The sequence below is a fragment of the Dietzia cercidiphylli genome, from assembly GCF_039531545.1.
GTDB classification, from domain to species: Bacteria; Actinomycetota; Actinomycetes; order Mycobacteriales; family Mycobacteriaceae; genus Dietzia; species Dietzia natronolimnaea.
Window position 1 is genome coordinate 160,771 of record NZ_BAAAQG010000012.1, and the last position, 19,048, is coordinate 179,818.

The 19,048-nt window shown below is 71.1% G+C and carries 17 protein-coding genes and 2 riboswitches; of the genes, 7 read left to right on the forward strand and 10 right to left on the reverse strand.

The features are described 5' to 3' along the window. From ABD250_RS13020 to cobN, 3 genes are all read right to left on the reverse strand, one after another. Complete coding sequence (locus ABD250_RS13020; RefSeq protein WP_179524167.1) at window positions 1-138, reverse strand: hypothetical protein; 138 nt, start codon at window positions 136-138, stop codon at window positions 1-3. Window positions 139-181: 43 nt separating this feature from the next. Next, window positions 182-994 carry a precorrin-6A synthase (deacetylating) gene (cobF, locus tag ABD250_RS13025; RefSeq protein WP_344392684.1) on the reverse strand — a complete coding sequence of 271 codons (813 nt, stop codon included), beginning with the start codon at window positions 992-994 and terminating at the stop codon, window positions 182-184. Beyond that, a complete protein-coding gene (cobN, locus tag ABD250_RS13030) occupies window positions 987-4,889 on the reverse strand; it encodes a cobaltochelatase subunit CobN (protein ID WP_344392686.1) in 3,903 nt (1,300 codons plus the stop codon). Before cobN ends, cobF begins: the two co-directional genes overlap by 8 nt. Continuing rightward, window positions 4,881-5,073, reverse strand: a riboswitch (cobalamin riboswitch). It overlaps the preceding gene by 9 nt. An 81-nt stretch (window positions 5,074-5,154) precedes the next feature. Here cobN and ABD250_RS13035 point away from each other — a divergent pair. From ABD250_RS13035 to bluB, 4 genes are all read left to right on the forward strand, one after another. Beyond that, window positions 5,155-6,024, forward strand: coding sequence for a nitrite reductase (locus ABD250_RS13035; RefSeq protein WP_344392689.1), 870 nt, complete (start codon window positions 5,155-5,157; stop codon window positions 6,022-6,024). Then, a riboswitch (cobalamin riboswitch) is annotated at window positions 6,024-6,138 on the forward strand. It overlaps the preceding gene by 1 nt. A gap of 53 nt (window positions 6,139-6,191) precedes the next feature. Then, window positions 6,192-6,857, forward strand: coding sequence for a precorrin-8X methylmutase (locus tag ABD250_RS13040; RefSeq protein ID WP_182658301.1), 666 nt, complete (start codon window positions 6,192-6,194; stop codon window positions 6,855-6,857). Further along, window positions 6,854-8,401 (forward strand): precorrin-2 C(20)-methyltransferase, encoded by a 1,548-nt coding sequence (locus ABD250_RS13045; RefSeq protein WP_182658300.1) that lies wholly within the window; start codon window positions 6,854-6,856, stop codon window positions 8,399-8,401. Before ABD250_RS13040 ends, ABD250_RS13045 begins: the two co-directional genes overlap by 4 nt. After that, entirely contained in the window at window positions 8,398-9,072 is a 675-nt protein-coding gene (bluB, locus tag ABD250_RS13050) for a 5,6-dimethylbenzimidazole synthase (protein ID WP_241730574.1), read from the forward strand. Before ABD250_RS13045 ends, bluB begins: the two co-directional genes overlap by 4 nt. Window positions 9,073-9,431: 359 nt before the next feature. Here bluB and ABD250_RS13055 read toward each other — a convergent pair whose 3' ends face one another. Both ABD250_RS13055 and ABD250_RS13060 read right to left on the reverse strand, forming a co-directional pair. Beyond that, window positions 9,432-10,337 (reverse strand): alpha/beta hydrolase, encoded by a 906-nt coding sequence (locus ABD250_RS13055; RefSeq protein ID WP_182638403.1) that lies wholly within the window; start codon window positions 10,335-10,337, stop codon window positions 9,432-9,434. Window positions 10,338-10,468: 131 nt separating this feature from the next. Next, entirely contained in the window at window positions 10,469-11,101 is a 633-nt protein-coding gene (locus ABD250_RS13060) for a Type 1 glutamine amidotransferase-like domain-containing protein (RefSeq protein WP_182658299.1), read from the reverse strand. A 175-nt stretch (window positions 11,102-11,276) separates the two neighbouring features. Between ABD250_RS13060 and ABD250_RS13065 the strand changes: the two genes are divergently transcribed. Genes ABD250_RS13065 through ABD250_RS13075 form a run of 3 tightly spaced genes read left to right on the forward strand, consistent with a single transcriptional unit; the run spans window position 11,277 to window position 14,501 of the window. Next, a complete protein-coding gene (locus ABD250_RS13065; RefSeq protein WP_182638401.1) occupies window positions 11,277-11,972 on the forward strand; it encodes a hypothetical protein in 696 nt (231 codons plus the stop codon). Next, window positions 11,965-13,014: an isopenicillin N synthase family dioxygenase gene (locus ABD250_RS13070; protein WP_182638400.1), complete on the forward strand. Its 1,050-nt coding sequence runs from the start codon at window positions 11,965-11,967 to the stop codon at window positions 13,012-13,014. Before ABD250_RS13065 ends, ABD250_RS13070 begins: the two co-directional genes overlap by 8 nt. A gap of 50 nt (window positions 13,015-13,064) precedes the next feature. Then, the gene (locus tag ABD250_RS13075) at window positions 13,065-14,501 is read left to right on the forward strand and encodes a sodium:solute symporter family transporter (protein WP_241730573.1); all 1,437 of its coding nucleotides are present in this window, start codon (window positions 13,065-13,067) and stop codon (window positions 14,499-14,501) included. 31 nt (window positions 14,502-14,532) lie between these two features. Here ABD250_RS13075 and ABD250_RS13080 read toward each other — a convergent pair whose 3' ends face one another. From ABD250_RS13080 to ABD250_RS13100, 5 genes are all read right to left on the reverse strand, one after another. Beyond that, window positions 14,533-15,213 carry a TetR family transcriptional regulator gene (locus ABD250_RS13080; RefSeq protein WP_182616524.1) on the reverse strand — a complete coding sequence of 227 codons (681 nt, stop codon included), beginning with the start codon at window positions 15,211-15,213 and terminating at the stop codon, window positions 14,533-14,535. 212 nt (window positions 15,214-15,425) lie between these two features. Then, window positions 15,426-15,812 (reverse strand): hypothetical protein, encoded by a 387-nt coding sequence (locus ABD250_RS13085; protein WP_182616522.1) that lies wholly within the window; start codon window positions 15,810-15,812, stop codon window positions 15,426-15,428. Beyond that, entirely contained in the window at window positions 15,812-16,441 is a 630-nt protein-coding gene (locus ABD250_RS13090; RefSeq protein WP_182638399.1) for a nucleotidyltransferase family protein, read from the reverse strand. The genes ABD250_RS13085 and ABD250_RS13090 overlap by 1 nt, the downstream gene beginning before the upstream one ends. A 145-nt stretch (window positions 16,442-16,586) precedes the next feature. Beyond that, complete coding sequence (locus ABD250_RS13095) at window positions 16,587-18,266, reverse strand: ABC transporter permease (RefSeq protein ID WP_344392700.1); 1,680 nt, start codon at window positions 18,264-18,266, stop codon at window positions 16,587-16,589. Continuing rightward, window positions 18,263-19,048 (reverse strand): ABC transporter ATP-binding protein (locus tag ABD250_RS13100; protein WP_344392702.1); only part of this gene is annotated, 786 nt, incomplete at its 5' end. The genes ABD250_RS13100 and ABD250_RS13095, both read right to left, overlap by 4 nt.

The following is a 19,048-nucleotide window of genomic DNA, read 5'->3' on the forward strand; positions in this document are numbered from 1 at the left end:
TCAGCGCTTGCGGTTGCGGATCTTCTCCGCGAACTCGCGGGCCTTGCGCTGGTTCTCCGGCTTGGACGCCTCACGCTTGACCACCTCGGCGGCCTTGAGCGCGACGCCGGTCCGCAGGGCATTTCTCAGGAAAGCCATAGTGCACCTCTGTTCTCGGGGGAGCGCCAGTGTAGGCACAGTATCAGCCCGCCGCGACCGGGCGGCGCAGGAGGTACACGTCCATCACCCAGCCGTGCTCCGCGCGGAGCCGCTCACGATTGCCCCGCAGCTCGCCGAGGACGTCGCCGACCCTGCCCGCGAGCAGGCACTCTCCCGCATCGCCGAGGTTGCCGCCCCACCAGATGTGCCAGTCGGCCAGGTCCTCCAGCGGCAGGTCCGCGTTGAGCATCACCACCACGTTGTCCGCTCCGCCGGCGACGACCTCCGCCAGACGCCGGCCGGTGGTCACGGTGACCGTCCCGCCGATCTCGTGCAGGACCAGCCGGTGACGCGCCGCCAACACCTGTAGAGCGGAGATGCCGGGGATCACCTCGACGGCGAAGTCGAGCCGGCCACGGGCGAGGATCCGGTCGACGATCCGCAGCGTGGAGTCGTAGAAGGCGGGGTCGCCCCACACGGGCACCGCCACGTCGCCGGGCCGGTCCGCCAGCACCCGCTCCCACGCCAGGGACCGGGCCTCGTGCCAGTCCAGGACCACGCCGCGGTACCCGACGTGGGAGGAGGTCGACCGCGACGAGCGGTCCCGCTCCGGATCGGCGACCCCCACCAGCTCGACGCCCGGCGCGTGGCGGGCGAGTAGCTGCCGACGGAGATCGACCAAGGGGTCTGAGGCCCCCTTCACCGCGGCCACGGCGTAGGCGGACTCCCGCAGGGCCGTGATCGCCTCCACCGTGATCTGGTCCGGCCCCCCGGAGCCGATCCCCACCACCCGCACCCGGCGGCGCGGGGTGCCGCCGGCCTCCCCGGCCGGGAGGCGGGACACCCGGTCAGTCACCGTGGGTGTCCTCGAGGTCGCCCTCGACGTCCAGGTAGACCTGCCGCATCCGGTCCATGATCTCGGCGTCCGGCTCGGCCCACAACCCGCGGTCGGCGGCCTCGGAGAGCCGCTCGATCATCCCGCGCAACGCCCACGGGTTGGACCGCCGCAGGAACTCCTGGTTGGTCTGGTCCAGCACGTACTCCCTGGCCAGCGTGTCGTACATCCAGTCGTGCACGACCCCTGCGGTGGCGTCGAACCCGAAGAGGTAGTCCACCGTCGCGGCCAGCTCGAAGGCCCCCTTGTAGCCGTGCCGCTGCATGGCCGCGATCCACCGGGGGTTGACCACGCGAGCCCGGAACACCCGGACCGTCTCCTCCGCGAGCGACCGGGTGCGGATGGCGTCCGGCGTGGTGGAGTCCCCCACGTAGGCGCGGGGTTCGGCGCCGGTGAGCGCTCGCACGGTCGCGATCATCCCGCCGTGGTACTGGAAGTAGTCGTCCGAGTCGGCGATGTCGTGCTCGCGGGTGTCGATGTTCTTGGCGGCCACCGCGATGCGCCGGTAGTTGGTGCGCATGTCGTCCGCGGCCGGGACGCCGTCCAGGTCGCGGCCGTAGGCGAAGCCGCCCCACCGGGTGTAGACCTCGGCCAGGTCCCGGTCGTCCCGCCAGTTGCCGGCCTCGATGGTCTGCAGGATCCCGGCGCCGTACGACCCCGGCGCGGAGCCGAAGATGCGGGTGGTCGCACGACGGTGGTCCGAGTGCTCGGCCAGGTCCGCGCGAGTGTGGGCGGCGACATAGTTCTGCTCGGCGGGTTCGTCGAGGTCCGCCACCATCCGGACGGCGTCGTCGAGCATGGTGATGACGTGCGGGAAGGCGTCCCGGAAGAAGCCCGAGATGCGGACCGTCACGTCCACGCGCGGGCGACCGAGCTCGGCGGCCGGGACCACCTCGAGACCGTTGACCCGGCGGGAGGCCTCGTCCCACTCCGGGCGGACGCCGAGCAGGGCCAGGACCTCGGCCACGTCGTCGCCCGAGGTCCGCATGGCCGAGGTGCCCCAGATCGACAGTCCCACCGAGCTCGGGTACTCACCGGTCTCCGCCACGTGGCGGTCCAGCAGGGAGTCGGCCATCGCCTGGCCGGTCTCCCAGGCCAGCCGGGACGGGATCGCCCGAGGGTCCACGGTGTAGAAGTTGCGGCCGGTCGGCAGCACGTTGACCAGGCCGCGCAGGGGCGAACCGGACGGTCCGGCGGGCACGAACCCGCCGTCCAGGGCGTGCATCACCGCATCCAGCTCGTCGACGGTGGCGGCCAGACGCGGCACCACCTCGCGGGCGGCGAACTCCAGGACGCGGCCGACCTCGTCGTCGTCATCCAGACCCGCGGCGGTCAGGACCTGCGGCACCGCCGTGAGGTCCCACCCGCGGGCGTCCATGTCCTCGACCAGCGCCCGGGCCCGGGCCTCCACGCGGTCGACCTCCTGGGTCGGGGCGTCCTCCCCCAGCCCGAGGGCGCGGCGCAAACCGGGAACTGCGCCGAACTCGCCGCCCCACACCTGCGAGGCGCGCAGGATGGCGAGCACCAGGTTTACCCGGGCCTCGCCGTCCGGCGCCTGACCCAGCACGTGGAGTCCGTCGCGGATCTGGACGTCCTTGATCTCGCAGAGCCACCCGTCGACGTGGAGCAGGAAGTCGTCGAACTCCTCGTCCCCGGGCTGCTGCTCCAGGCCCAGGTCCTCGTGCATGTGCGCCGACCGCATGAGGGTCCAGATCTGCGCGCGGATGGCCGGCAGCTTGGCCGGGTCCATGGACGCGATGTTGCCGTACTCGTCCAGCAGCTGCTCGAGGCGGGCGATGTCGCCGTAGGACTCGGCGCGGGCCATCGGCGGCACCAGGTGGTCGACGATCGTGGCGTGGGCGCGGCGCTTGGCCTGGGCGCCCTCCCCGGGGTCGTTGACCAGGAACGGGTAGATCAACGGCATGTCGGCGATCGCCGCGTCGGTCGCACACGCGGCCGACAGCGCGGCGTTCTTGCCCGGCAGCCACTCCAGCGAACCGTGCTTGCCGATGTGGACCAGCGCGTGGGCGCCGAAACCCCGCGCGAGCCACCGATAGGCGGCCAGATAGTGGTGCGAGGGCGCCAGCTCGGGATCGTGATAGATCGCCACCGGGTTCTCACCGAACCCGCGGGGCGGCTGGATCAGCAGGACGACATTGCCGGCCTGGATGGTGGCCAGGACGATCTCGCCGGCGTCGTTGACGAACAGCTGACCGGGCGCCTGCCCCCAGGCCTCGACCATCTCCGAGCGCAGCGACTCGGGCAGGTCCGCCGCCCACCGGAGGTAGTCGTCCGTGGAGATCCGTACGTGACTGTCGGTGAGCTGGGCGTTCGTCAGCCACTCCTCGTCCTGTCCGCCCGCGGCGATCAGGGCGTGGATCAGGGCGTCGCCGGCGGCGGTGTCGTCGGCGTAGGTGCTGTCGGTGCCACTGTCGGCGACGTCGAGGAACCGGGCGATCGGGCTGTCGTCGGGGCCCAGGTCGTAACCCTCGTCGCGCATCCGGCGCAGCAGTCGGATGGTCGAGACGGGGGTGTCCAGGCCGACCGCGTTGCCGATCCGGGAGTGCTTGGTCGGGTAGGCCGAGAGCACCAGGGCGATCCGGCGGTCCGCCGCGGGCACATGACGCAGCCGGGCGTGCGAGACCGCGATCCCCGCGACGCGGGCGCAGCGTTCGGGGTCGGCGACGTAGCGAGGCAGCCCGTCGGCGTCGATCTCCTTGAAGGAGAACGGCGCGGTGATGATCCGGCCATCGAACTCGGGGATCGCGATCTGGTTGGCCGAGTCCAACGGGTTGACGCCGTCGTCGGAGGCCTCCCAGTCCTCCCGACTCCACGTCAGGCACAGTCCCTGCAGGACCGGGATGTCGAGCGTGGCGATCCGTTCGACGTCCCACGTCTCGTCCTCGCCGCCCGCGCTCACCGCGCCCGGCGTGGTCCCGCCGGCGGCCAGGACCGTGACGATCAGCGCGTCGAGCGTCCCGAGTGCGTCGAACAGCTCGTCGGGCGCCGATCGCAGGGACCCGGCGAACACGGGCACGCCGACGGCCTGCCCGGTGGCGTCGATCGCGTCGGCGAGCGAATGGGCGAACCCGGAGTTCCCGCTCACCTCGTGCGCCCGGTAGTAGAGCACTCCCACGCGGGGAACGCGCCGCGACTGGTCCACGCGGGGAACGCCCGGCGACTGGTCAGTTCCGCTCACGTTCTCCCAGGTCCCGTTCCGGGAATCGCGTCGTATGTGACCACTCGCCGGGGAGTCGGGGGAATCGGCGGCACCCGGCCGCGGCGGCATCCCCCACACCGGGACGCTCTCCGGGGGCGCGAACCCGGTCCCGGTGAGCAGCACGGTGTCCGACAGGAAGGCGTGGAGCTGGGCGAGGTTCCGCTCGCCGCCCTCGGCCAGGTAGCGGTGGGCCTCGGCCGCGATGCCGATCGGGACGGTGGAGAGCTCCATCAGGTCGGCGTCCGGGGCCTGCTCGCCTCCCAGGACGACCACCGGCCGCCCCGAGGCCATGACCGCGGCGAACCCGGGCTCCCACGACCGCCGCGACCCGAGGATCCGGACCACCACCAGGTCGGCGCCGTCGAGCAGACCGGGCAGATCCGCCTCGACGTCCAGGCGGGACGGGTTGCCGAGCGTCCAGTCCGCCCCGGAGGCCCGCGCGGAGAGCAGGTCCGTGTCGGAGGTGGACAGCAGGGTGATGCGCGGTGGCTGGCTCGAGTGCCGAGGCGGTGCCGTGTCCTCCGGTGATGCCGTGTTCTCCGGCGATGCCGCGTCATCTGATGGTGCCGAGGCGTCCTCAGGGGACGCCGAACGCCGGTCATGGCGCATGTTCTTCTCCAAACCCTCGTGGAACATGACGCCGTGGCCGGTCTCCTGGCTTTCGCATCGACGCCGCGCGACCGACCTTCCCGGGCCTGGGCCCAGTGGTCTCCGCCCCGCTCTGGGACGGACGAGGGTGCGCGACTTACGCGACTACAGTGGCGAGGGCCGCGCCGGCTTTTCCTCCGGCTTCCCGAGCACCACGGCACCGGCGAGCCTATCCGGCGCCGGTCCCCCGCGGATGTCCGGCCGTCGGCTCCCCGCTCCCCGCGAGCCACCTCTGGCTGCCACACTGTGCCCCGTGAGAGCTTCCGGACCGACCCGCCGCACCCGCACCGACCTGTGCCCCGGTGTGCTGCGCCCGTGGCCCGCCGAGGACGGCGCCCTGGTCCGGCTACGAGTACCCGGAGGGCGCGTGTCGCCGGAGTCCCTCGCCGCGCTGCACAGGGTCGCAGCGAGATACGGCGACGACGACGTGCACGTGACGACCCGCGCGAACCTGCAGCTGCGGGCCCTGCCGATGAGCCGGGACGGGCGGCTCGCGGACGACGTCGTGACGGCCCTCGCCGCGACCGGGCTGCTGCCCGCCCCGTCGCACGAGCTCGTCCGCAACGTGCTCGTCTCCCCGCTCACCGGCCTGGTCGGCGGGAGGGCCGACCTCCGGCCCGTGACCGACCGGCTCGACGCCGGCCTCCGGGCGGATCCCGGACTGGCCGGGTTGTCCGGCCGATTCCTCTTCGTCCTCGACGACGGCCGCGGCGATCTCGTGGACCGCCCCGGCGACCTGGGGCTGGCGACCCTCGACGCCGACACCGTGCAACTCCGGGTGGGCGCGGACTGGTCGGCGGTGGTGCCCCTCGAGGAGGCGGCCGATCGCCTGCTCGACCTGGCGCGCGACTTCGCCGCCGCCCGGGGTACCGGCCCCGACGCGCCCTGGCACGTGCGCGAACTCCCGGTGCCGCTCGCCGCCGCCCGCCCGGGCGATGAGCGTCTCCCCACCCCGATCCCCGCGCTGCCGTACGGACCGGTCCCCGGCTCCTCGGGAAGGATCGAGCATGTCGGGGCCGGGGACGGTGTCCTCACCCGCGCCGTGATCGATCGCCTCACCGGCGACGACGTCACCGAGCTCATCGTCACCCCGTGGCGCGGCGTGCTCACCGTGCGCACGTAGACTCGCCGCTGTCCCACGGCGAGGAACCCGGTGCGAGTCCGGGGCGGTTCCGCCACTGTGAGGCCCGCTCGACGGGCCGCCAAGCCAGATACTGGCCGAGGGATCGACGCGCTCCCTGACGCGTCGCCTGAGACTTCTGACCGGGGCGAGAACCCCGAGGAGGACCCATGCCTGCTGTCCCCAGGCCGCCACGCCGCTACGACTACGTCGACGACGGGCCCGCGATCTACGTCGACTCGTTCGCGACCATCCGGCGCGAGACCGACCTGTCGGGCGTCCCGCGGGACGCCGAGCGGCTCGCCGTCCGGATGGTGCACGGCACCGGGCAGACCGACCTCGTGGACGACCTGCAGGTGCATCCGGGACTGGTGGGGGCCGCGCGCTCCGCGCTCGAGGCCGGGGCGCCGATCCTCTGCGACGCCCACATGGTGGCCTCCGGCATCACCAGGTCCCGGCTCCCCCGGAACAACGACGTGGTGTGCCTGCTGTCCGATCCCCGCGTGCCCGAGCTGGCCCGGCAGATGGGCACCACCCGCTCCGCCGCCGCCCTCTCCCTGTGGGGTGAGCGTCTCGACGGCGCCGTGGTGGCGATCGGCAACGCCCCCACCGCGCTGTTCCACCTGCTCGAAATGCTGCTGGACGGCGCCCCCCACCCGGCGGCGATCGTCGGGTGCCCGGTGGGCTTCATCGGTGCCGCCGAGTCCAAGGCCGCGCTGGCCTGCCTGGCGGACGACCACGGGATCGACGTCCCCTTCGTCACCGTCCACGGGCGACGCGGCGGGTCCGCGATGACGGTCTCCGCCGTCAACGCCCTCGCGCAGGTGGCCGAGTGAGCGCCGGTCCGGCGGGCACGACCGGCGAGGCGGGGCGACTGTCCGGGATCGGCGTGGGTCCCGGGGACCCCGAGCTGATCACCCTCAAGGCCGCCCGACTGATCGGCGACGCCGACGTGGTGGCCTATCACGCCGGGCGGGGCAAGGAGTCCAATGCCAGGCGGATCGCCGCAGGTCTGATCCCTGCCGGTGCGATCGAGGAGGTGCTGGAATACCCCGTGACCACGGGCGTCACCGATCACCCCGGCGGGTATGCGGGGGCGATCGCGGACTTCTACGATCGCAGCGCGCAACGCCTGGCCGACCATCTCGCGGCCGGGCGGGACGTGGTCCTGCTGGCCGAGGGGGACCCGCTGTTCTACGGCTCCTTCATGTACATGCACGACAAGCTCGCCGATCGGTTCGTCACCGAGATCGTGCCCGGCATCCCGGCGTTCGCCGCCGCGACCGCCGCCGCGGCCACCCCCCTGGTCCGCCAGACGGACGTGCTCACCGTGCTGCCCGGGACCCTGCCCGAGCCCGAGCTGGCCCGCCGCCTCGCGGACACCGACGGGGCGATCATCATGAAGCTCGGACGCAACTTCCCGGCGGTGCGCCGCGCATTGGAGGCCGCCGGACGACTCGAGGGAGCGGTCTACGTCGAACGCGCCTCGACCGACGCCGAGGTGCACCACCCGGTGCGGGACGTCGATCCGGCGACCGTGCCGTACTTCTCGCTCATCGTGGTCCCGGGTGACTCCCAGCAGGTCGACCCGTTCGGGCGGCGCCCCTCGCCACTGGGTGAGGGGACCGTGCGCGACGTCGCCCCGGACGGGGAGCTGCACGTGGTCGGACTGGGACCGGGCCCGGACCACTGGCTCACCGCCGAGGCCCAGCGCGTGCTCGCCGACGTCGACCACGTGGTCGGGTACGCGCCCTACGTCGACCGCGTCCCCCAGCGCGCCGGGCTCACCCGGCACTGCTCGGGCAACACCGTCGAGGTAGACCGGGCCAGGCTCGCCCTGGACCTCGCGCGCTCCGGCGAACGCGTGGCGGTGGTCTCCGGGGGCGACGCGGGCGTGTTCGGCATGGCCGCAGCGGTCTTCGAGGCCGCCGAGGACCCGCTGTACTCCCGCATCGACGTGCGGGTCGCGCCCGGGGTGTCCGCCGTCCAGGCGGTCGCCGCCCGGGCCGGGGCCCCGATCGGCGCGGACTTCGCCGTGATGAGCCTGTCCGACCGGCTCAAGCCCTGGGAGGTCATCTCCCGTCGTCTCGACGCGATAGCCGCCGCGGACCTGGTCCTGGCGGTCTACAACCCCGCCTCGCGCTCGCGCACCCGCCAGGTCGCCGCCGCCCGCGACGTCCTCCTCCGGCATCGCGACCCGGCCACCCCGGTGGTGGTGGGCCGCGACGTGGGCCGGGCCGAGGAGTCCCTGACCATCACCACTCTCGCCGAGCTCGACTGCGACTCGGTGGACATGAAGTGCCTGCTCATCGTGGGCGCGTCCGGGACCCGCGTCACCGAGTCGGGGCGGGTGTGGAGTCCGCGGTTCGTGCGGTCATGACCGCCGCTCCACGGGGTGAGAGAAACGACGACGACGACGGCGACGAAGGCGGAGGCGGAATCGGAGCTCCCGACCGCGACGCGCTGTGGCGGATCCTCGCCACCCGCCGCGACCACCGGCACTTCCACCCCACCCCGGTGCCGCGCGAGACCATCGATCGACTCCTCGAGGTCTTCGCGGTGGCCCCGAGTGTCGGGCTGAGCCAGCCCTGGCACGTCACCGTGATCGAGGACCGCGGCGTGCGCGAGGCCGTCCACGAGGGATTCCGCACCGTGCGCCGCGCGGAATCCGAGCGATTCGACGGCCGGCGACGCGCGCTCTACGACTCCCTGCGCCTCGAGGGCATCCTCCAGGCACCGGTCGGGCTGGTCGTCAGCCACAGGCCGCCCGCCGGGCCGGTCCTGGGGACCACGAGCGTCCCGGCGGCCACCGAGTACAGCGTGGTCGCCGCCATCACCCTGCTGTGGCTGGCCGTGACGGCCGAGGGCCTGGGCATGGGCTGGGTGAGCCTCGTCGACCCCGACCACCTCTCCGACAGCGTGCCCGTGCCCGACGGGGCCCGGCCCCTGGCGTACCTGTGTCTGGGACACCCCGCCCTCGAGCTGGACGAGCCGTTGTTGCAGACCGTCGGGTGGGGACGCAGGTCGCCGCTGTCGGTCGACTGGGTGTAGATCCGGGGCCGCGTGAGAACGCGGTTGCGGACCGAGTCGCTCAGAATCCGTACCTGACCGCCCGCGCGGCAGTGTGCGACCTCGGTCGCGGGCCCGTTCGGCAACGTACTCAAGCTGCGACCACCGTTGCCCTTCACCCGCTCGGACATCCCGTGGGCCGCGGACGCCCTCGACCAGTCACTCCGGGTCCTCACTGCGAGGAGGTGAACCCCTGAACCTCGACCGGTGTCGTCCTGGTGGTGGTCGATCCGTCTCCCAGCTGCCCGTTCCAGTCATGTGGTGATCAGTGGGCCGGGTCGCCGGCGGCGTCACATCCGGGGTACAGCGTGGCCGGATTGTCGGACTGAGTCACGACCCCGTCACTCGCCGAAGGCCTGCCGTAGTGCATCGCACTGCGCCCGGAAGAAGTCCTTACTGACCCCGGCGCGGGTGACGACCAGGTCGAAACCGTGGAACGCGCCCGGAACCGGGAGGAACTCGCAGGGCACTCCGGCTCGCTCCAGACGATCCGCGTACGCCTTGTCCTCCTCGAAGAACAGATCCACCGTGCCGACGCCGATCCACGCCGGAGCGACCCCGGCCAGATCAGGGTGGCGGGCCGGAGAGGCCGTGGACGGGTCGGCCCCGCCCAGGTAGCTCGTCCAGCCGAACCGATTCGATCGTGCGTCCCACAGTCGGTGTCGCCGGTCGCGGGTGTCGGTCCGGTCGTCCACCATCGGGTACGCGAGCAGTTGCAGCACCGGGGCGACGGGGCCCTCATCCCGGGCCCGGATCGCGAGCGCGGCTGCGAGCCCACCGCCGGCGCTCGCGCCGCCGACGGCGATCCGGCGGGTGTCGATACCGGGTTGAGCGGCCAGCCATCCGAGTGCCGCGTGACAGTCGTCGAGCGCCGCCGGGAATGGGTGTCGCGGCGCCAGTCGATAGTCGACCGACACGACGGTCGCACCGGTGCTCCGCGCCAGAGCCCGGCAGAGCACGTCATCCTGCGCCGCAGAACCGACGACGTATCCACCGCCGTGGATCCATACAAGGCCTGCCGAGGATGACGACTGATCACCTGGGGCACGGAAGACCCGCACCGTCGCGCCCGAGTCGAGTTCGTGGGTCTCCGTTCCCCGTAGTCCTGGCAGCAGTGTCCCGATCTTCTGCACCGCCGGCAGGGTCCGCGGTCCCACGAGGCGCGGGGGCAGCACCACTGACGCGAGGCGGAGATCGGGGTGATACCGGCGGCGATCGCGGATGCGATCGAGAAACGGGATGCGCATGGTCGTCCTCTGTGGGGAGAGATCCCCGTGGGGTCGTGGAAGTCGGATCGGCGGTCGGGCGCAGTGCCCAACGAGCCATGAGCGATCGTAGCCACTACCGGTGTCGAGAACGTGTCACTTCCGGCCTCAGGTCAGTGCGAACTGATCAGCCGTGCCGTCTCGTTCTGGACGAGCAACGCCTGATCATCGTTCACCAGTGTCAGCGGGTAGGTGCTCCCGTAGGTCTCCACGAGCCGTGCGACGAGTTCGGGCGGGTAGGGCGGGAGCGCGCCGTCCGCGTGGGGGATCACCACGGTGTCGACCAGACCGAGTCCGGCGTGGTCGGTGAGTTCGGGGGCGGCGGAGGGGTCGTCCATCAGGCTGACCGGTTCGATGCTGGGTCCGGTGATGACCGACCCCGCACTCGACCCGATGTAGGGCAGCCCCGCCCGTACCCGCTCGACGAGGACCGCATCCGCACCCCGTCGGCGCAGTGCCGCCATGAGCACGAAGGTGTTGCCGCCGGCGGCGTACAGGGCGTCGACCCCGTCGAGGAGGCCGGCGAACTCGCCCGCGTCGTCGATGCCGGCAACGGTGATGTCGGTCAGCACGTACCCCAGGTCCGAGAGCTGCGCACGCTCCGCGGCGACGAACCCGGCTCCCGCGTAGGGGCTCGCGGCGTCGTTCAGGTACCCGATGCGCACAGCGGGTGCGGGCCGGTTGACGTGCTCGGCGAGGAAGTCGGGGACGGCGCCCACGCCGAGGGACTGCAGGAGCAGGTTCATGACGCCACTCTACGAGGGAAGGCGCGCGCCACGAGGTGCGCAGCCCACATCGGCCCGGCCAGCCCCCGGACTCCGACGGTCGCCCAATTTCTCATCCCTTGACGCCCACGTAACAGCGGCGCAACGCAGCGCCGTTTGACTAATTCCGTTCGAGTGATCGATTTAGAGGAGTTCCATGGAACCCGCCCTGCGCCCCGCTCCCGCGGTCTACCGGCGTCGCCTGTTCCACTCCCGCGACGCCACCCCCGACCAGTGCTCCGACGTCGTCTGGATCCAGGGGAACCGACTGTTCTGCGACGCGAGGTTCTCCACCGACGACTCGGGCGCGAGGGACTTCCACATGGGTTTCGCTGGCCGACTCCAGTGCACGGACGCCGCCATCGGCGAATTCGAGTGGGTCCATGCCATCGCCGCCGGAGAGGCCTTCGGGTCCGCCGATATCGGGCAACTCTTCGACGTGCCGGGGTGGGGACTGCTGGAGGTGGGCCGACAGCTCGACTACGTCGAGCTGTGGGAGCAGCGCCCCGACGAGCCCGGACCGGTGTGGGAGGCCAGGGGGGTCGATGACCACGGCACCGAGGCGCTGGTCGTCTGCGTCGGCGACAGCTTCGGTCTCGCGCTGGGCGCTGATCCCGCGGGGGGCCGGCCGTCGTCGGTGCACATCGGTTCACGGACCGCTCAGGGCTGGCTCGCGCGGTACTCGTCGTGGTCGGGGCCCGAGCCTCCCCTCTTCTCCCTGTCCCCTCACTCCGACGGCCGCTTCGTCATCTCCTGGCGGGCCGGCGAGCACTCCGGTCCACCCGTGTCCTTCGACCCGATCCACCCGACCCGCGCGACCCGCCCGACCCACTCAGGAGCCGAGAATGACTGACCCCCACCGACCCAGCGTCGACTTCGAGTCGATCCCGGTCATCGATGTGTCCACGCTCGCCGATCCCCGCGGGCCCTCAGCGGAGTGCGTCGACCGACTCGGCGAGGCCGCCCGAGGCGTCGGCTTCCTCCTCATCGTCAACCACGGCGTGGCCGATGAGACGTTCCGCGCGATGCACGAGGCCGCACAGCGCTTCTTCGCCCAGCCCGACTCCGTCAAGCGGGAGGTGTACATCGGCAACTCCACCAACCACCGCGGATACGTCCCCATCGGGGAGGAGGTGTTCGCCGGCGCCACCCCGGACCTCAAGGAGGCCTACGACCTGTCCATCGACCTGCCGGCCGACCACCCGGAGTATCTGGCCGGCAACCCCCTGCTCGGGCCGAACCAGTGGCCCGACCTGCCGGGGTTCCGGGAGGCGGTGACGACCTATTACGACGAGGTGTTCGCACTCGGGTCGCGGCTCCTCGCGGCGTTCGCCCGGTACCTCGACCTCGACCCCGCCACGTTCCTCGGATCGGTGACCCAGCCGCCCTCGCAGCTGCGGCTGATCCATTACCCGTACAACCCCGACGCCGAGGACCGCCCCGGGATCGGAGCGCACACCGACTACGAGGCGTTGACACTGCTCAAGCCCACCGCTCCCGGGCTGGAGGTGATGAACGGCCGGGGAGAGTGGATCGAGGTCCCGTACCGCGAGGACGCGATCGTCGTGAACATCGGGGACCTGCTGGAGGTGTGGACCAACGGCGCGTTCGTCGCCACGTCCCACCGGGTCAGGAAGATCTCGAGGGAACGGTATTCGTACCCGCTGTTCTTCACCGTCGACTACGACACGATGGTCGCTCCCCTGACGTTCCCCGGTTCGAACGACTCCACCTACGAGCCGCTGCACGCCGGCGAGCACCTGTTCGCCCAGACCGCGCAGAGTTTCGCCTACCTGAGGCGACGGATCGCGGACGGTGATCTCGCACTCCCGGAGGGCGCGCGTCCCCTGTACTCGCTGGGTCGCGAGACCTCCCTGGTGGGTGAGTCGCGATGATCAGTGTCGCTATCGGAGCAACTGTCGTTCTACTCGTCATCCTGGGTCTGATGTCCTCCACCAGGGTGAGAGGACAGAACCGCAACTTCGCGGTCGCGGGGCGGACGCTGACCGTGCCCCTCGTCGCCGTCCTCCTGATGTCCCAGGTCGTCGACTCCAATGCAACCGTCGGCGCGGCGGACCTCGCGGGCGGATTCGGATTCTGGGCGGGTGCCGCACTGCCGCTGGGTCTTGCCGCATCCTTCCTGCTGATGGGGCTTTTCGTTGCCGAGAAGGTGCGGGAGCGGGAGCTGTACTCGCTGCCCGAATACTTCCGGCAGACGTTCGGACGGACCGGGGAGATCCTGACGGCCGTCCTGACGGTGACCAGCTTCGGAATCCTCATGGCGGGCAACCTCGTCGCGCTGGGTCACATGATGGACCACTTCATCGGAGTGCCCTACTGGGCGGCGATCGTGTTCGTCACCCTGGCGATACTCGCCTACACGATGGTCGGCGGGATGTTCGCGTCGGTGTATACGGGCCTGTTCCTCATGGGTGTCATGGCGGTCGGGTTCGTCGGGCTGACAGCCTGGATGTTCATGGGCCCCGGATACGCGGCGCCGGAGGGGCTCGGCATCTCGGATCTCGAGCAGTTGACGGCACCCGCCGCGGGTGCGGCCATCAACTGGGCGACGTTCTTCGCCCTGGGCTTCGGCAACCTGGTGGCCATCGACCTCATCCAGCGCGTGTCCTCCGCGAAGACGGCCCGGGGGGCCAGGTCGGCGAGCCTGATCGCCGCCGCCGGAACCGTGGTCCTGTGCGTCCCGCTGGCCGCGGTCGCCGTGGCCGGGGCGGGGTTGCTCGGGGACAGCGACTCCGAGTCGCCGATCCTCTTCCAGCTCCTCACCGATCAGGTGCCCGTTCCGATCGCGATGCTGGTCATCGCTGCCCTGCTGGCCGCCTCGCTCACCACGGTCAGCGGAATCCTCCTCGCGACATCGTCCATCGTGGTCGGAACCGTCATCGACACGCGGAAGCTGCGCCTGAACGTGCTCCAGGCTTCTCGTTGGTCGATGGTCCCCGTCGCCGTCATCGGCGTGATCGTGGCACTCCGGGTGAACCACACCGGGATCCTCCTGACCCTGACCTTCGACCTGCTGTGCGCCAGTATCGTGGCGCCGTTCGTCCTGTCGCTGTGGACACGGTTAGTCAGCACGAGGGCACTGGTGATCTCCGCCGCGCTGGGACTGGGGGTCCGGCTCGGGTTCTTCGTCCTCACACCGACGATCTACGGCGTGGAGAACACCCTGCTGTACATCCCGAACGAGGTGGTCACCACGAGCGTCGACGGCTGGACCACGTTCCTCGCCGCGGCCGTGTCACTCGTGGTCTACGTGGCGGTGGCCGCCGCCGACACCCGGGCCGACACGCGGAAGGCCACGCCGGCACCCGCGGTCGACGAGTCGGTACCGGACCGGGGAGTCGAGGTCCCCGCGAGGGCCTAGCCTCGCCCGAGGGCGTCCGTCGCGAGCGGCGTCACCCGACAGACCCCGGGCCCGGGGAGTCGGGATCTCCGAGAATCTCGAGTCCCCGGGCCCGCGTCTCGTCGGTAAGGAGCTCGGGGACCCGTGCCAGCGTCAGCGTCGCATCGGCGACCCGGGCCGGGGTGTCGTCCGGGATCGGCGACCGTGTCCGGCGCCGGTAGGTGATGACGTTCTCCACCAGGCCGACGAGCATCGCCACGTCGACGTCAGTGGCGGCTTCGCCCGTGGTGCGTTCGAGCAGGACCCGGTAGGCCTCGTGCAGTGAATCCCGGACCTCGTGGAACTCGCTGAACTGGTCGCCGTCGAGCTCCGGATCGAAGTACAGAACCCCCAGGTTCTGCGGGTCCTCGTGCAGCAACCCCGCATCCGCGTACGCCAGCGCCCACAACAGGACGTGCCCCGGGGCGTCTGTGGTCAACAGCCAGTCGGCGATCCGATGGGACGGGAGCACTGTGCCGAGCACCAGCCGGAGCAGAATCTCGTCCTTCGACCCGAACCAGTGATAGACGCTGGCCTGCTGCAACCCCGCACCCTCCGCGATGGCCCGGGTGCTGGTCCGGCCGAAGCCTCTGGTGACGAACAGCTCGCCCGCGGCGTGCAGGATGTCCTGCTCGCTGCCGAGTCCGGTCGGCGACCCGGGGTTGCGGCGCGGCCGGCCACGAGTCTTGGTCACCTCGCAGAGGCTATCAACGCCCGGCCGGGGCACACTCCTCTGGTCGTCGACGACAGAGCGCGCGCGGTGGCCCACGAATCTCGGCTGACGGGGGTGACCGCGGGATCCACCGTGCAGCGGAAGATATGTCCGATACCCCACAGAGGTCGCTCGGGCGCAGGTTCCGCACCCCGGACTGGCGACGACGCCGTTCGCAATCAGCGAACTGGGAACTACCCGCGGGCGGCCACTGCTTGCTTGGCGGCCTCGACCAAATGATCCGCCGCGCGGCTCATCTTCTTCAACTCCCCATCGGTCAGGTCCTGATGCGTGTAGGCAGCCTTGTTCTTCAGGTTGAGCAGGGTGTTCAAGTGCCGTTCAGATCCGCTGTCGGCCTTCTTCAGCAGGGCGACCGCCTCGCTGTGGTTGCCGGTGTTGGAATGCACGCCGAGGCGCACGCAGCAGATGACATCCGAGGCGGCAATGCCCGCGTTGACGTACAGGTCCCCGGCGGCGTTGGGCATCTCTTCCCCGAGATGAACCGCGGCGTCGAGAAACTCGGATGCCTTGGACATGCGCCCCGCGGCGACTACCGCATCGCAGTTCCGCTGCCCCGCCATCACGACCTCCTTGCCGAGCGCAGCTGCGAGACGAACCAGGCCCGTTTCCCCGCGACGGTCAGGCCCTGCTTCGACACGTCATCGAGGAGGGGCTCACTTGCGTCGGCCGCAGCGCGGAACTCGTCTTCGGCGAACTCGACGATCCGGCCGTCATTGCCGGTCCACGCGGTAACTAGCCGGGCGAGTTCAGTCACCCGCTGCTCCCAGACGCCGTTCTCGTTGTCGATCGCGCGCACCAGGAACAAGTCGATGTCGCTCCCCAGCGTCATGTGCCCCGTCGCCGCCGACCCGAACACCGCGCCGTACCGCAGTGCCGTCCCCCACTCGCCCAGGTGCTGTTCGAGTCGGCTCAGGAAAGTGGCGTTCAGCCGTGACAGCTCCATGATCGGCCCGGTCGCGAGGTGCTCGGCGTTGAGGCGGTAGGTGTGGGTCCGGCCTACTTCGTCGTGCAGCACCACGCCCTGGGCAGTGAGACGGTTGAGGACCTTGCGGATGCCCTCCCCTGACGCGGTGGAGAGGATTCGCTGGACCTGGCTGACCGTGAACGTGACGTCCGCGCTCGCCAAGACCGCCAGCACGTCGCCGTCCAGGGTCGGCGTCACCGTGGCGAACGGCTTGTTCAGCTGCATAGTCCGCACCCTTTCTCCAACTAAAGTTAGAGTATCACAACTATAGTTGGAGGACCCGGATAGGGTCGTGGTGGTTGGTGTCGTCGAACCCGATCGGGGAACTCAGTGTTCGTCACAGACACCCCTACCGACCTGTGCCGTGCCGTCAGCCCGAGACCACCTGCCGACGCCTGAACCCCGCCAGACCCGCGGCCACGAGCGCGCCGGCCATCACGGCGACCAGCAGGAACGGCGACGGAGCGAACTCCTCCACCGGGACGGCGGCGAGATGGTGCAGTGGCGAGAGCGACCGCAGCCACCCGGGGAAGTCCAGCAGGTCGGCGAAGTTGGCCACCAGGAACATCAGCGCGACCAGCGCCCAGCCGACGGGCGCCGTCAACCGGGGCGCCCACCCGTAGAGCACCGCGCAGACCCCCAGTACCAACAGGACCGCCGGGGTAGCGCCGAGGTGCGAGCCGATCACCCCACCGACGAGCGAGGTGTCTCCGGTGACCACGGCGGCGGCGAGCGCCGTGCAGATCCCGGTGACCGCCAGGATGAGCACCGCGCCACAGGCCACCACGGCGAGGTGGGCGCCCACCCACGAGATCCGGCTGACGGGCGTGGCCAGGATCAGGTCGGCGCGGCCCCTGCCCTCCTCGTCGCGGAGGGACTGCGTCGCGTAGACCACGTACGCGGCGGCGAGCACGGCGACGAACGACCCGAGGAAGGCCACGTAGCCGTTGACCAGACCCTGGGCACCGAACATGTCCTGCATCGCCTGCGGCATGTCCCCGCTCGCGCTGAGCATGGCGTCGGTGAACGCGCCGTTGACCGTTCCCAGGACGACGACGGCCGCGCCCCACCCCAGCAGGGAACCGCGCTGGAGCCGGGCGGCCAGGCCCACCGGCCGTCCGAGGAACCGGCCGGCGTGGGCGGGGCCGGGGCGCGGGGCGAGGAGGCTCGCCCCGAAGTCGCGGCGTGACTGGAGGACGTAGGCGGCGGCGGAACCGACCACGGCGACGACGACGAGGGGGAGCAGCGGCCACCAGCGGTCGTACACGTAGGGGGCCGTCTGGGCCGCCCACCCGAGGGGCGAGGCCCAGGACAGGGCGGTTCCCCCGACGGCCGCCATGTCGCCGAGGGCACGGAGGATGAAGGCGACCCCGAGTACCAGCCCGGCCATCCCCGCCGCCGCCCGCGAGTAGGCGCTGAGCTGCGCGGTCACCGCGGCGATCCCGGCGAACGCCATCCCCGCGAGCGCGGTGCCCAGCCCGATGAGCAGGGAGCCGAGGGGGGCGAACCCGCCTGCGATCGCCAATCCGGCGACCACCACGCACGCGAGGGCGTTGGTGATCGCGGCGACGATCAGGGTCGCGGTGAGGGCCGAGTGTCGGCCGGTGACGTTGGCGCGGATCAGCTCGGCGCGGCCGGTCTGCTCCTCGACGCGGGTGTGCCGGGTGACCAGCATGATGTTCATGAGCGCGGCGAGCAGGAACAGGTACGGGGCGTAGCCGGCGGCGAAGAACCGCTCGAAGGTGGGGGCGTCCATGCCGTAGGCCGGGCCGGTGAACATCCGGCCCACCGGCTGGGTGAACAGGGGCACCACCGCGGCCAGGTCGTCCTCCGTCGGCGCCAGCTGCGGGAGGGCCGCGCCGATGTAGACCACGAACAGCCCCAGGCCGCCGACCCACGCCGGGAGCTTGAGCCGGTCCCGGCGCAGGGAGAACCGGACGAGGGTGCCGGTGCCGGCCAGCGGGGAACCGGACCCCGCGGTGCGCGCGCGCTCGCGGGTGGCGGGGGGTGTGGCGGTCATCGCACTGCCGGTCGTGGCGCTGCCGGTCATCGCACTGTCCCCCGCGCTTCGGATCCGGGCTCGCTCTCAGCGGCGTCGCCGTAGTGGCGCATGAGCAGCTGCTCGAGGGTCGGCGGATGGGCGACCAGCGAGCGGACGCCCAGTGGAGCGAGTGCACGGACGGCTTCGTCGACACTGTCCCCGTCGACCTGGAAGCGGACCTCGTCGTCGTCGATCTCCACATCGTGGACACCCTCGACCCGCCGCAGCTCGTCCGCTGGTCGGTCCGTCCGGGCGACCATCGTCGTGCGGGTCATGTGGCGCAGCTCCTCGAGGCTCCCGGTCTCGACGGTGCGCCCCTGGCGCACGATGGAGATGCGGTCCGCCAGCGCCTCGACCTGCGCGAGGATGTGACTGGAGAGCAGGACCGTGCGGCCGGCGGCCTTGACCTCACTGATCGCCTCCTGGAACACGACCTCCATGAGGGGGTCCAGGCCCGCGGTGGGTTCGTCGAGCAGGAGCAGGTCCACCTCGGAGATCAGCGCGGAGATCAGCGCCACCTTCTGCCGGTTGCCCTTGGAGTAGGTGCGGGCCTTCTTGGTGGGGTCCAGGTCGAAACGCTCACACAGCGCGTCGCGACGGCGCCTGTCGAGCGGACCGCGCAGCCGGGCGAGCAGGTCGATCGCCTCGCCGCCGGTGAGGGTGGGCCACAGTTCCACGTCCCCGGGCACGTACGCGAGCCTGCGGTGGAGCTCGACGGCGTCGGTGTTAGGGACGTGCTTCGGAAAGCAGAGTTCTGATGATCGGGTAGCGCGAGTATGAGCATCGGATAG